Origin of the sequence: Janibacter sp. GS2, assembly GCF_051200835.1 — a bacterium.
In the GTDB taxonomy this organism is placed as follows: domain Bacteria; phylum Actinomycetota; class Actinomycetes; order Actinomycetales; family Dermatophilaceae; genus Janibacter.
On sequence record NZ_CP195161.1, the window covers coordinates 2,447,834 to 2,461,896 of the forward strand.

Annotated in this window: 8 protein-coding genes and 1 tRNA gene; 3 read left to right on the forward strand and 6 right to left on the reverse strand. The window is 70.6% G+C overall.

The window, feature by feature from the left end:
• Entirely contained in the window at positions 1 to 2,670 is a 2,670-nt protein-coding gene (gene polA, locus ACR9E9_RS11770; protein WP_435198675.1) for a DNA polymerase I, read from the reverse strand.
• Between the two features lie 83 nt (positions 2,671 to 2,753).
• Between polA and ACR9E9_RS11775 the strand changes: the two genes are divergently transcribed.
• From ACR9E9_RS11775 to ACR9E9_RS11785, 3 genes are read left to right on the forward strand one after another with little or no spacing between them, the layout of a single operon-like run.
• Positions 2,754 to 3,197, forward strand: a complete 444-nt coding sequence (locus tag ACR9E9_RS11775) for a PaaI family thioesterase (protein WP_435198676.1) — start codon at positions 2,754 to 2,756, stop codon at positions 3,195 to 3,197.
• An 8-nt stretch (positions 3,198 to 3,205) separates the two neighbouring features.
• Positions 3,206 to 4,936 carry a hypothetical protein gene (locus tag ACR9E9_RS11780; protein ID WP_435198677.1) on the forward strand — a complete coding sequence of 577 codons (1,731 nt, stop codon included), beginning with the start codon at positions 3,206 to 3,208 and terminating at the stop codon, positions 4,934 to 4,936.
• 17 nt (positions 4,937 to 4,953) lie between these two features.
• Positions 4,954 to 5,706 carry a DUF554 domain-containing protein gene (locus ACR9E9_RS11785; protein ID WP_435198678.1) on the forward strand — a complete coding sequence of 251 codons (753 nt, stop codon included), beginning with the start codon at positions 4,954 to 4,956 and terminating at the stop codon, positions 5,704 to 5,706.
• Between the two features lie 18 nt (positions 5,707 to 5,724).
• On the opposite strand, the gene ACR9E9_RS11790 is transcribed toward ACR9E9_RS11785, so the two are convergent.
• The 5 genes from ACR9E9_RS11790 to gltB all read right to left on the reverse strand — a co-directional run bounded on the left by ACR9E9_RS11790 (position 5,725) and on the right by gltB (position 14,024).
• Positions 5,725 to 6,324, reverse strand: coding sequence for an ANTAR domain-containing response regulator (locus tag ACR9E9_RS11790; protein WP_435198679.1), 600 nt, complete (start codon positions 6,322 to 6,324; stop codon positions 5,725 to 5,727).
• A 28-nt stretch (positions 6,325 to 6,352) separates the two neighbouring features.
• A tRNA-Leu gene (locus tag ACR9E9_RS11795) sits at positions 6,353 to 6,438 on the reverse strand.
• Between the two features lie 45 nt (positions 6,439 to 6,483).
• Positions 6,484 to 7,968 (reverse strand): pyruvate kinase, encoded by a 1,485-nt coding sequence (pyk, locus tag ACR9E9_RS11800; protein ID WP_435198680.1) that lies wholly within the window; start codon positions 7,966 to 7,968, stop codon positions 6,484 to 6,486.
• A 34-nt stretch (positions 7,969 to 8,002) separates the two neighbouring features.
• Entirely contained in the window at positions 8,003 to 9,460 is a 1,458-nt protein-coding gene (locus ACR9E9_RS11805; protein WP_435198681.1) for a glutamate synthase subunit beta, read from the reverse strand.
• Positions 9,453 to 14,024 carry a glutamate synthase large subunit gene (gene gltB, locus ACR9E9_RS11810; protein ID WP_435203641.1) on the reverse strand — a complete coding sequence of 1,524 codons (4,572 nt, stop codon included), beginning with the start codon at positions 14,022 to 14,024 and terminating at the stop codon, positions 9,453 to 9,455. Before gltB ends, ACR9E9_RS11805 begins: the two co-directional genes overlap by 8 nt.
• Positions 14,025 to 14,063 lie beyond the last annotated feature (39 nt).

The following is a 14,063-nucleotide window of genomic DNA, read 5'->3' on the forward strand; positions in this document are numbered from 1 at the left end:
TCAGTGAGCGGCGTCGTGCCAGGTCCGCCCGAGGCCGATCGACACATCGAGCGGGACGTCCATGTCGATCGCCGCGCCCATCTCGCCCCGCACGAGCTCCTCGACCCGCGCGGCCTCCCCGGTCGCCACCTCGATGACCAGCTCGTCGTGGACCTGCAGCAGCACGCGCGAGGTGAGGTCGGAGGCGGTGAGTGCCTCGTCGACCCGCAGCATCGCGATCTTCATGATGTCCGCGGCCGAGCCCTGGATCGGCGCATTGAGCGCCATCCGCTCGGCCATCTGACGTCGCTGCCGGTTGTCGCTCGTGAGGTCGGGCAGGTAACGGCGACGCCCGAGCATCGTCTCGGTGTACCCCGTGGCACGCGCTCGGTCGACGACCTCGTCGAGGTAGTCACGCACCCCGCCGAAGCGCTCGAAGTACTCCTCCATGAGACCGGTCGCCTCCCCGGTCGAGATGCCCAGCTGCTTGGACAGACCGAAGGCGCTCAGCCCGTAGGCGAGGCCGTACGACATCGCCTTGACCTTGCTGCGCATCGGCGGCGTGACGTCCTCCGGTGCGACGGAGAAGACCCGGGCGCCGACGAAGCGGTGCAGGTCCTCCCCCGTGCGGAAGGCCTCGATCAGCCCCGCGTCCCCGGACAGGTGCGCCATGACCCGCATCTCGATCTGGCTGTAGTCGGCCGACATCAGGGTCTCGAATCCCGGACCGACGACGAAGACCTCGCGAATGCGCCGGCCCTCCTCCGTGCGGATCGGGATGTTCTGCAGGTTCGGGTCGGTCGATGACAGCCGACCGGTCGCCGCGATCGTCTGCTGGTAGGTCGTGTGGATCCGTCCGTCGTCGGCGACCGACTTGATCAGCCCCTCGACGGTCACGCGTAGCCGCGTCGCGTCCCGGTGACGCAACAGCGCCTCGAGGAAGGGGTGCTCCGTCTTGGCGTAGAGGTCGGCCAACGCGTCCGCATCGGTGGTGTACCCGGTCTTGGTCTTGCGGGTCTTGGGCAGTCCCAGCGTGTCGAAGAGCACCGTCTGGAGCTGCTTGGGCGAACCGAGGTTGATCTGCTCGTCGTCGATCGCCGCCCACGCGTCCGCCTGGGCCGTGGCGACCTTGGCGGCGAACTGCGACTCGAGGGTCGTCAGCGCCTGGGCGTCCACGGCGATCCCCGCGGTCTCCATCGCGGCGAGCACGCCGACGACGGGCATCTCGACCTCCCGCATCAGTCGCGTCCCCCCGGTCTCCTCGACCTGCTCCTCGAGTACCGCGGCGAGCTCGACGGCCGCAGCCGCGCGGGTCATCGCGCCCTGCCCGGCCTCGTCGTCGTCCGCGGTGAAGTCGAGCATCCCCTGGTCCTGCCCGGACTCGTCGCGGCCCGAGAGGTCGCGGCCGAGGTGGCGCACGGCAAGGTCGGTCAGGTCGTAGGAGCGCTGGTCCGGTCGCACGAGGTAGGCCGCGATCGCCGTGTCGACGGCGAGTCCCGTCAACGGGAGCCCCGATGACGCGAGGGCGAGCAGCGGCCCCTTGGCATCGTGCAACACCTTCGGACGCTCGGCGTCCTCGAGCCAGCCGCGCAGCGCGGCCTCGTCCCCGGGGCTGAGCTGCGGCACGCTGACGAAGGCCGCCCTCCCTTCGACGGTGGCGAGCCCGAGGCCGGTGACCTCCCCCGCACCGCGACCCCACTCACCGACGACCTCGACGCCCAGGCGACCGCCGCCGTTCTCCTCGAGCCATCCCGCCAGCTCGTCCTCGGCGAGGACGCTGCCGTCGACCTCGATCCCACCGCTGACCTCGGTCTCGGCGGTGTCAAAGGTGGCGAAGAGCCGGTCCCGCAGCACCCGGAACTCGAGACTGTCGAAGAGGGTGTGGACCTTCTCCCGGTCCCACTCCCGTCGCTCGAGGTCGGTGACCCCGACATCGATGGGGGCGTCCCGGACCAGGGCATTGAGACGTCGGTTGCGCAGCACCTGGTCGAGGTGGTCACGCAGCGACTGGCCGGCCTTGCCGCCGATCTGGTCGACGCCGGCGACGATGCCCTCGAGGTCGCCGTGGGTGTTGAGCCACTTCGCCGCCGTCTTCGGGCCGACTCCCGGCACCCCGGGAAGGTTGTCGCTCGTCTCGCCGACGAGAGCGGCGAGGTCGCTGTAGCGGTCCGGACCGACCCCGTACTTCTCCGTCACCGCCCCGGGCGTCATCCGGGCGAGGTCGGAGACCCCCTTCTTGGGGTAGAGCACGGTGGTGCGATCGTCGATGAGCTGGAGGGTGTCACGGTCGCCCGAGCAGATGAGGACGTCCATCCCGGCGTCCTGGCCCTGGGTCGTCAGGGTGGCGATGACGTCGTCGGCCTCGTAGCCGTCGAGCTGCACGTGCGTGATGTTCAGCGCGTCGAGGACCTCCTGGAGCAGGGGGATCTGACCGCTGAAGGCATCGGGGGTCGCACTGCGCCCGGCCTTGTAGTCCGAGTACTCCGCGCTGCGGAAGGTCGCCCTCGAGACGTCGAAGGCCACGGCCACGTGCGTCGGCTCCTCGTCACGCAACACGTTGATGAGCATCGCGACGAAGCCATAGACACCATTGGTGTGCTGACCCGTACTCGTCGAGAAGTTCTCCGCAGGGAGCGCGAAGAAGGCCCGGTAGGCCAAGGAGTGTCCGTCCAGCAGCAGTAGTCGACTCACGCGCGACAGCCTAGGCGCTTGGGACGACAGGCCACGGTCGTGGCAGGCTGACCCGAGACCGATCGACGGATGTAGGAGACACGATGACCGACGCCACCATGCCGGTACCGAGCCACGCCCCGACCGTGGAGGAGCTCAACTCCTACCGCGGAGCCCTGCCGGAGCGCATGGGCATCGAGGTGCTCGAGGCCGTACCGGAGCGGGTCCGGGCCCGCATGCCGGTCGAGGGCAACACCCAGCCCTACGGAATCCTCCACGGTGGGGCCAGCGTCGTCCTCGCGGAAACCGTCGGATCGATCGGCTCGGCGCTCCACGCCGGTCCGCTGGGCAAGATCTCCGTCGGACTGGACATCAACGCCACCCACCACCGTGCCGCGCGCTCGGGCTGGGTGACCGCCACCGCCGTCCCCGTGACCCTCGGCGGCACCGTGACCTGTTACGACGTGACCCTCACCGACGACGAGGGCCGTCGCACCTGCACCGCCCGGATCACCTGCCTGTTGCGCGACCTGCCGCCCGGCGCCTGAGCCCGAGAGTGCGAACCCGCACCCTCGCACCCGCTCTCGTCCGCCGCCTCGATCCCCGGGGGTGGGACGCCACCGATCGGTTCGTCGCACTCGCGGTCGTCGCGGTCCTGCTCGGCCCGGTCATCGCCGTCCTCCGGGCCCTCGGCAACGACTGGGCCCCTCACGGCGACGACGCCACCGTCGCCCTGCGCACGGCCGATGTCCTCGACGGGCGCTTCCCGATCACCGGGATGCGCAGCACCTCCGGCGACGGCGTCGACGAGGGCCTGGCCACCCACCACCTCGGGCCGCTGCAGTTCTACCTCCTCGCGCTCCCCCTCGCCCTGACCGGGGGCGCCAGCGCCGGTATCGCCGTCGGGGGCGCCCTCATCGCCGCCATCGCCTCGGTCCTCACCGTCGTGTGGGCCCGCCGCCTCGGCGGCGGCCTCGGTGTCGTCGTCTTCACCGGGGGGCTGATCCTCGCCCAGTGGGCCATCGGCCCCGAGGCGATGTTCCGGCCGCTCAACCCCTATGCACCTCTTCTGCCGACCTACCTGAGCCTGCTCCTGCTGTGGGCGCTCGCTCGCGGCGACCACCGGGCGCTGCCCCCCTTCGTCATCGCGGTCTCGCTCATCGCCCAGGGAAACCTCGCCTTCGTCCCCCTCGCGGTGGCTCTCGCACTCGGCGCCGTCGCGCTCGCGGTGGAGCCCGCACTGCGTCGGCGCCGCTCGGACCATGCCCTCGTGCGTCTGCGGTCGCGCACGCACCGCGGCCGACGCGTGCGGCCCTCACCGGGTGTGCGGGCGCGGATCCGTTCCGGACGCTGGGCCCTCGGACTGGGGATCCTCGTCTGGCTCCCGAGCATCCTCGAGATCTTCATCCACCGACCCAACAACCCCACCCAGCTCTTCCGGTGGGCGACGTCGGGCACCGGCGACCCGATCGGGCTGGCCGCCGGACTGCGCCACCTCAGCCTGCTCGCGCCCCTCCCGCATGGGGGCTTTCGTCCCTACTCCGGTGAGCTCCTGACGCAGGGGACGAGCGTGGGCACCGCCGTCGGCGTCGCCGTCCTCGTCCTGCTCGCCGTCATCAGCAGCGGGTGGCGGGTTCCGCAGGGACGCGCCAGCAGTGTCTGGCCGGCGCGAGTCGCCCTGCTCGCCAACCTCGGGATGGTCGCCACGGCCTCCCGGCTGCCCGAGTTCCCGGCCGCCCCCTACTGGGTGATCACGTGGCTGCCCGTCGTCGCCTTCACCTGGGCGGCGCTGGCCTGGCGCGGTCTGGCCTACTTGGAGAATGCGACGCCCCACCTCGCCCCGCGGATCGCCCTGCCCTTGGCCGGCGGTCTCGTGGTGGCCGGTCTCGGCGCCGCCGTCCTCTCGTCGCAACCCCGCTGGGCCGAGACCCGCGCGATGAACACCGTCGCCCGCGAGAGCGTGGCCGACCTGGGCCCGGGCGAGGGCCGGCACGTCAAGATCGTCGGCCTCGGCTTCGTCCCGACGCTGGGCGCTGCCCCGGGGGTGGCCTGGGAGGCGCAGCGGGCCGGGTGGAACCCCCACTACCTGAGGGCCTGGCCCTTCACCGAGGACGCCGAGCACCTGTGGGGTCGCTCCGCACCGGAGGGGTCGGATGTCCTCTTCATCACCGACAGCGCCGAGCCGGACCTCATGCAGGGCATGTCCGCCTCGGCGTACGAAGTCACGACCGTCGAGATGGAGTACCGCGAGGGAACCCTGGGCGTCTACCGTGACCCCGGCGAGTGACGACGAAGGGCGTTGACGTGGACTTCATCGGTGCCGGCACGGTCCTCAACGTGCTCACGGTCGTCGCCGGCGCGCTCGCCGGGATGGCCGTGGGCGGGCGTCTGCCGGCAGCGACCCGCGAGGTCGTGACCGACTGCCTCGGCCTGGTGACGCTCATCGTGGCGGGACTGTCCGTCATGGACGTCCTCTCCCCCGCACTCGCCGATGCCGTCGGCTCGAGCGCTCCGGTGCTCATCGTCCTCGGCTCGCTGCTCATCGGCAGCGTCATCGGCTCACTGCTCGGCATCGAGCGCCGTCTGGGCACCCTCGCCGGGACCGTCCAGGGCTTCCTCGGGCGCGGCCGGGAGGATCACGCCGCCCGCGAGCGGTTCATCGAGGGGTGGCTCACCGCGAGCCTGCTCTTCTGCGTCGGCCCGCTGGCCATCCTCGGTACTCTCGACGACGGCCTCGGGCGAGGCATCGACAAGCTCGCGCTGAAGTCGGTGCTCGATGGTTTCGCCGCCCTGGCCTTCGCCTCGACCTTCGGCATCGGGGTGCTCATGTCGGCGGTGAGCGTCGGTGTCGTCCAGGGCGGACTGACCCTCGTCGGCGTCATCGTCGGCTCGGTGCTCCCTGAAGCCCACATCGCCGCGCTCACGGCCACCGGCGGCCTCATCCTCGTCGGGATCGCACTGCGGTTGCTGCGGATCCGTCAGATCCCCGTGGGAGACATGCTGCCGGCGCTCGTCGTCGCGCCGCTGCTGACCCAGCTGGTGGTGCTCCTGCGCTGACTCGGGCGCCGCGGTGGATCAGGCCTTGTCCATGCCCGAGACGACGGCGTCGGCCACCTCTCGCATGCCCAGACGACGGTCCATCGCCGTCTTCTGGATCCACCGGAAGGCCTCGGCCTCGGTGATCTTCAGCTTCTTCATCAGCACGCCCTTGGCCTTCTCGACGGCCTTGCGGGTCTCGAGTCGCTCCCCGAGGTCGGCGACCTCGGACTCCAAGGCCTTCAGCTCGGACCAGCGGGAGGTCGCGACCTCGATCGCCGGGGTCACGTCGGAGACGGTGAAGGGCTTGACGATGTAGGCCATGACGCCCGCGTCACGTGCCCGCTCGACGAGCTCCTTCTGCGAGAAGGCCGTGAGCATGATCACCGGGCAGATCCGCTGCTCACCGATGGTCTCGGCGGCCGTGAGTCCGTCCATGACCGGCATCTTGATGTCCATGATGATCAGGTCGGGACGCAACGACTCCGCCAGGGAGACCGCCTCCTCGCCGTTGCTCGCCTGCCCGACGACGTCGTACCCGGCCTCGGTGAGCATCTCGGCCAGATCGAGGCGGATCAGCGCCTCGTCCTCCGCGAGCAGCACCCGCTGGCCCTGCTGGCTCTCGGTCTGCGCCGTCATGGTCCATCCTTCGTCGTTGGTGAGTCCGTGGTGCCGAGGGCGGGACTCGAACCCGCACGCCCTTTCGGGCAGAGCATTTTGAGTGCTCCGTGTCTGCCGTTCCACCACCCCGGCGGGAGTGCGCCGCAAGCATACCGACCGACGGTGATGATTCCTGCGTCAGCCCATCCCACCGGGGAGTGCACCGGCGGGGGGCTCCGCATCCTCCTGGTAGGCGATGGCCGTCTTGTTCTTCGCATCACCGATCCGGTGCACCCGCAGGGCGTTGGTCGAGCCCGGGACACCGGGGGGTGACCCGGCGACGATGACCACCCGGTCGCCCTCCTCGCACCACCCGAGTCCGAGGAGCTGCTCGTCGACCTGGAGGGCGTACTGGTCGGTGTGGGTCACCGGCCCGGTGAGGAAGGTCTGCATGCCCCACACGAGCGAGAGCTGGGAGCGGGTGTCCTGCACCGGCGAGAAGGCGAGCATCGGCAGGCCCGAGCGCACCTGCGCCAGACGGCGGGCCGACCCCCCGAGCTGGGTGAAGGCGACGAGGTACTTCGCGCCCAGGGCCTCGCCCACCTCCGCGGCGGCAGCGGTGACGACGCCGCCCTGGGTCGTCGGCGGACCCATGAGGTTGCGGATCCGGCTCATGCCCTCCTCCTCGGTCGCCTCGATGATCTTCGACATCGTCTTGATCACCTCGATGGGGAACTTGCCGACGGCGGTCTCCCCGGAGAGCATCAGGGCGTCGGCGCCGTCGAGGACGGCGTTGGCGGCGTCGGACGCCTCGGCCCGGGTCGGCCGCGAGTTGTCGATCATCGACTCGAGCACCTGCGTCGCGACGATGACCGGTTTGGCCTTCTGCCGGCACATCTCCACGGCGCGCTTCTGGACGAGCGGCACCTCCTCGAGGGGCAGCTCGACGCCGAGGTCCCCGCGGGCGACCATGATCCCGTCGAAGGCCTCGATGATCTCCTCGAGGGCGGCGACGGCCTGGGGCTTCTCGATCTTCGCGATCACGGGCAGCCGCACGCCGGCCTCGTCCATGATCTCGTGCACCCGGGTGATGTCCTCCGCGGAGCGCACGAAGCTCAGGGCGATGTAGTCGGCGCGCAGGCCCAACGCCCACCGCAGGTCCTGCTGGTCCTTCTCCGACAGCGCAGGAGCGCTCACCGCGGCACCGGGCAGGTTGATGCCCTTGTTGTCCGAGAGCGGTCCTCCGTAGACGACGACGCAGCGCACGTCGGTCTCGTCGACGTCGTGGACTGCGAGGGTGATCTTGCCGTCGTCGACGAGGATCGTGTCGCCGGCGCTCACGTCCCCGGCCAGGCCCGGGTAGGTCGTGCCGACGGTGTCCTGGTCGCCGGGCACATCGCGGGTGGTGATGGTGAAGTGGTCACCCGCGCCCAGGGTGATCGGCCCGTCGGCGAAGCGGCCGGTACGGATCTTGGGTCCCTGCAGGTCGACGAGGACCCCGACCGCGTGACCCGTCTCGTCGCTCGCGGCGCGCACGCTGCGGTAGTTGGCCTCGTGGACCTCGTACTCGCCGTGGGAGAGGTTCAGCCGGGCGACATCCATGCCCGCCGAGACCAGCTCACGGATGCGCTCGGGGGTGGAGGTCGAGGGGCCGAGGGTGGAGACGATCTTGGCGCGGCGCATGTCTCCACCCTATGCCGCCCGACGCGGACGGACCTCACGCCATGAGTGGCCGGTCCGTCGGGTTGATCGGACGCGGAAGCTGGGAGCGACCCATGAGGAAGGTGTCGACGCCGTGCGCGGCGGCCCGCCCCTCCGCGATGGCCCACACGATGAGTGACTGCCCGCGTCCGGCGTCGCCGGCGACGAAGACCCCCGGCACGCTCGTGGCGTAGGTGCGATCGCGCACGATCGCCGAACGGTCGTCGGTCTCCAGGCCGAGCTGTGCGACGACGCCCTCCGGCTCCGGGCCGAGGAAGCCCATGGCGAGCAGCACGAGCTGTGCGGGGATGACCCGATCACTCCCCTCGACCGGCTCGAAGCCGCTGTCACCGCGGGTGACCTCGGTCAGGCGCAGTCCGCTGACCATGCCCTCCTCGTCACCGAGGATCTCGGTCGTGGAGACCGAGTAGACCCGCTCGCCACCCTCCTCGTGCGCGGAGGCGACACGGAAGAGCATCGGGTAGGTCGGCCACGGCTGGTTGTCCGGACGGTCCTCACCGGGCTGCGGCATGATCTCGAGGCTCGTCACGGACCTCGCGCCCTGACGGGTCGAGGTGCCGAGGCAGTCGGCGCCGGTGTCACCGCCACCGATGATGATGACGTCCTTGCCCTGCGCGGTGACCTGTCCCTCGACCTCCTCGCCGAGCGCGACCCGGTTGGCCGGCGGCAGGAAGTCCATCGCCTGGTGGATGCCGCCGAGCTCGCGGCCGGGGACCGGCAGGTCGCGGGGGACGGTCGCGCCGATGGCCATGACGACGGCGTCGTAGCGGTCCCGCAGCTGCTGTCCGGTGATCTCGGTGCCGATGTCGACGCCGGAGCGGAAGCGCGTGCCCTCGGCCTTCATCTGCTGGATGCGGCGGTCGACGATGCGCTTTTCCATCTTGAACTCGGGGATGCCGTAGCGCAGCAGCCCACCGGGCTTGTCATCGCGCTCGTAGACGGCGACGGTGTGCCCGGCCCGGGTCAGCTGCTGGGCAGCGGCCAGTCCGGCCGGGCCGGAGCCGACGACGGCGACGGTCTTGCCGGTGAGCCGGTCGGGGATCTGGGGCGGGACGTCGCCCCGGCCGAAGGCCTCCTCGATCGTCGTCACCTCGATCTGCTTGATCGTCACTGCCGGCTGGTTGATGCCGAGCACGCAGGCGGTCTCGCAGGGGGCCGGGCAGAGGCGGCCGGTGAACTCGGGGAAGTTGTTCGTCGCGTGCAGCCGCTCGATCGCCTCGTGCCAGTGACCGCGCCAGGCGAGGTCGTTCCACTCGGGGATGAGGTTGCCCAGCGGACAGCCGGAGTGGCAGAAGGGGATGCCGCAGTCCATGCACCGACCGGCCTGGCGTTCGAGCTCGCCGGACTGCTGCTCCTCGTACACCTCCTTCCAGTCCTTGATCCGGACGTCGACGGGACGACGCTGCGGGAGCTCGCGCTCGCGGGTGGTGAGAAAGCCGTGCGGGTCAGCCACGGGGTACCTCCATGATCCGGTCCCAGACGAGCGGCCCGTTGACGTCGAGGCCCTCGGCCTCGGCATCGGCCCGCACGTCGAGGACGCGCTGGTAGTCGCGGGGCAGGACGAGGGAGCAGCGGCTCAGGGCCGTCTCCGGGTCCGCCAGGAGTCGCTGGGCGACGGCAGACCCGGTCTCCTCGAGGTGCTGCCCGAGCAGCTCGAGGACGGCCTGCCGGTCACCGTCGCGAAGGGGGGTGACGTCGACGAGCTCGCGGTTGACGAGCGACGCGTCGAGGTCGAGGACGACGGCCGTGCCTCCGGACATCCCGGCCGCGAAGTTGCGACCGGTCGGCCCGAGGACGAGGACGGTGCCACCGGTCATGTACTCGCACCCGTGGTCACCGACACCCTCGACGACCGCCGATGCGCCGGAGTTGCGCACGCAGAAGCGCTCACCGACGACACCGCGCAGGAAGAGCTGACCGGAGGTCGCCCCGTAGCCGATGACATTGCCGGCGATGACGTTGTCCTCGGCGACGTAACGGGCATCCTCCGGCGGACGGACGATGATGCGGCCCCCGGACAGGCCCTTGCCCACGTAGTCGTTGGCGTCGCCGACCAACCGCAGGGTGATGCCCCTGGGGAGGAAGGCACCCAGGCTCTGACCGGCGGAGCCGGTGAGCGTCAGCTCGATCGTCCCGTCGGGCAGGCCCTCCGGGTGCCGCTTGGTCACCTCGTGACCGAGCATGGTGCCCAGGGTGCGGTTGACGTTGCGGACCGTGACCTCACCGGTGACCGCGGTGCCGTCCTCGAGCGCCGGCCCGGCGAGGTCGATGAGCCGGTGGTCGAGGGCGTCCTCGAGCCCGTGCTCCTGGGCCTTGGTGTGCCGGACACCGGATCCGTCGAAGGAGCTGACCTGGGCGAAGATCGGACCCAGGTCGAGACCGGAGGCCTTCCAGTGGTCGACGGCCGTGCGGGTGTCGAGCAGGTCCACGCGCCCGACGGCCTCTTCGAGGGTACGGAAACCGAGCTCGGCGAGCAGCTCGCGCACCTCCTCCGCGATGTACTCGAAGAAGGTCTCGACGAACTCCGGCTGGCCGGAGTAGCGCTCGCGCAGCTCCGGGTTCTGGGTCGCGATGCCGACCGGGCAGGTGTCGAGGTGGCACACGCGCATCAGGACGCACCCGCTGACGACGAGCGGAGCGGTCGCGAAGCCGAACTCCTCGGCGCCGAGCAGGGCCCCGATGATCACGTCACGCCCGGTCTTGATCTGCCCGTCCACCTGGACGACGATCCGGTCGCGCAGGCCGTTGAGCACGAGCGTCTGCTGGGTCGAGGCGAGGCCGAGCTCCCACGGACCGCCGGCGTGCTTGAGCGAGGTCAGCGGCGAGGCGCCGGTGCCGCCGTCGTGCCCGGAGATGAGCACGACGTCCGCGTGGGCCTTGCTCACGCCCGCGGCCACGGTGCCGACACCGACCTCGCTCACGAGCTTCACGTGCACCCGCGCCTGCGGGTTCGCGTTCTTCAGGTCGTGGATCAGCTGGGCCAGGTCCTCGATCGAGTAGATGTCGTGGTGCGGAGGCGGGCTGATCAGGCCGACACCCGGGGTGGAGTGCCGGGTGCGCGCCACCCACGGGTACACCTTCGGCCCGGGGAGCTGCCCCCCTTCGCCCGGCTTGGCTCCCTGCGCCATCTTGATCTGGATGTCGTCGCTGTGCGTGAGGTAGGTCGAGGTGACGCCGAAGCGCCCCGAGGCCACCTGCTTGATCGAGCTGCGTCGCTCGGGGTCCATGAGCCGGTCGAGGTCCTCACCGCCCTCCCCCGTGTTGGACCGGGCACCGAGCCGGTTCATCGCGACGGCCAGGGTCTCGTGCGCCTCCTGGCTGATCGACCCGTAGCTCATCGCACCGGTCGAGAAGCGTCGGACGATCTCGCTGACCGGCTCGACCTCGTCGATGCTGATCGAGGGTCGCTCCTCGCCCCCGGCGAGGGCGAAGAGCCCGCGCAGCGTCATCAGCCGCTCGGCCTGCTCGTTCACCCGCGCGGTGTACTGCTTGAAGATGTCGTAGCGGCGGGCGCGCGTGGAGTGCTGCAGACGGAAGACCGTCTCGGGGTCGAAGAGGTGCGGCTCGCCCTCGCGCCGCCACTGGTACTCGCCACCGACCTCGAGCTTGCGGTGCGGCAGGCGCGTGCCCTCGGGCGGGTAGGCGCTGGCGTGCCGGGCCGCGGCCTCCGCCGCGATGACCTCCAGCCCGACGCCGCCGAGCTGGCTGACCGTGCCGGTGAAGTACTCGTCGACGAGCTGCTGGCCGAGGCCGAGCGCCTCGAAGACCTGCGCACCGCGGTAGGAGGCGACCGTGGAGATGCCCATCTTCGACATCACCTTCAGCACGCCCTTCCCGAGGGCCTTGATGAGGTTGGTGACCGCGGTCTCCTCGTCGACCTCGGTGATCACCTCGCGCCGGACCATGTCCTCGACCGACTCCATGGCGAGGTAGGGGTTGACCGCGGCCGCGCCGTACCCGATGAGCAGCGCGACGTGGTGCACCTCGCGCACGTCCCCGGCCTCGACGATCAGCCCGCACTGGGTGCGGGTGCGCTCCCGGATGAGGTGGTGGTGCACCGCGGAGGTGAGCAGCAGTGACGGGATCGGCGCGAGGTCGCGGCCGGAGTCGCGGTCCGACAGCACGATGAAGCGGGCGCCCTGGGCGACCGCCTCGGAGACCTCCGTGCAGATCGTCGTCAGGCGTGCGCGCAGCGCCGCCTCTCCCCCGGTGACGTCGTAGAGTCCGCGGACCACGTGCGTGGCCTTGTCGGGGCGTTCCCGGTCGGCATCGATGTGGACGATCTTCGCCAGCTCGTCGTTGTCGATGACGGGGAAGGGGAGGATGACCTGGCGGGCGTGCTCGGGGTCGGCCGAGAGGACATTGCCCTCAGGGCCGATCGCGGTCCCGAGGGCCGTCACGAGCTCCTCACGGATGGAGTCCAGCGGAGGATTGGTCACCTGCGCGAACATCTGGGTGAAGTAGTCGAAGATCAGCCGCGGCTTCTCCGACAGGACCGCGACCGGGGTGTCGGTCCCCATCGAGCCCAGTGCCTCCATGGCCTTCGTGGCCATCGGGGTCAGGAGGATCTTCAGCTCCTCCTGCGTGTACCCGAAGGTCTGCTGACGACGGGCGACGGACGCCGGCGTGTGCATGATGTGCTCACGCGGCGGCAGGTCACCGAGCATGATCCGGCCCTCGTCCAGCCACTCCCCGTAGGAGTGCTCCGCAGCGAGCTGCCCCTTGATCTCCTCGTCCTCGACGATCCGCCCCTCGGCCGTGTCGACGAGGAACATGCGACCGGGCTGCAGACGCCCCTTCTGGACCACGTGCGCGGGGTCGAGGTCGAGGACCCCCGACTCGGAGGCGAGGACCACGAGGCCCTCGTCGGTGACCCAGTAGCGGCCGGGGCGCAGGCCGTTGCGGTCGAGCACCGCACCCGCGAGGCGACCGTCGGTGAAGGTGACGCAGGCCGGCCCGTCCCAGGGCTCCATGAACATCGAGTGGAACTCGTAGAAGTCCTTGAGCGCGGGGTCCATCGTCGCGTGGTTCTCCCACGCCTCGGGGATCATCATCAGCACCGCGTGCGGGAGTGAGCGGCCGCCGAGGTGGAGCAGCTCGAGCACCTCGTCGAAGGAGGCCGAGTCCGAGGCCTCGGGGGTGCACACCGGCAGGATGCGCTGGAGGTCACCGGGGATGATGTCGCTGGAGAGCAGGGACTCGCGGGCACGCATCCAGTTGCGATTTCCCTTGACGGTGTTGATCTCGCCGTTGTGGGCGATGAACCGGAAGGGGTGGCTCAGCGGCCAGCTGGGGAAGGTGTTCGTCGAGAACCGGGAGTGGACGAGGCCGAGCTCGCTCTCGAAGCGCTCGTCGGACAGGTCGGGGTAGAACGGCTCCAGCTGTGCCGTCGTGAGCATGCCCTTGTAGGAGATGGTGCGGGCGGACAGCGAGGCGAAGTAGACGCCGGTCTCCCGCTCGGCGCGCTTGCGCGCGACGAAGGCCAGTCGCTCGAGGGTCATCCCCGAGACCTCACCGCCGGGAGCGGCGACGAAGAGCTGGTGGAACTCGGGCATGCAGTCGCGGGCCATCTGGCCGACGACGTCCCGCTCGACCGGGACCCGACGCCAGCCGAGGACCTGCAGGCCCTCCTCGGCCACGATCTGCTCGATGCGCCCGACCATGGACTCCCGCTCGGCTGCACCGGTCGGCAGGTACGCCGTGCCGGCCGCGTAGTGGCCGGCCTCCGGCAGCGTGGCGTCGACGACCTCACGGAAGAAGCGGTCCGGGATCTGGCAGAGGATCCCCGCACCGTCCCCGACGAGCGGGTCGGCGCCGGTGGCGCCGCGGTGCTCGAGGTTGGTCAGGGCGAGCAGCGCCTGCTCGATGATGTCGTGCCCGGCGTGGCCGCGCATCGTGGCGACCATCGCGACGCCGCAGGCGTCCTTCTCGGCGTCGCGACGGTAGAGGCCGGCGTCGGGGGGCAGGGCAGACCAACGCTCGTAGGGGGAGAAGGACACGTCGGTCACGTCGGTCACCGTCCTCGGGTGCGTGGAGTCGGGAAGGCACCCGGCGCT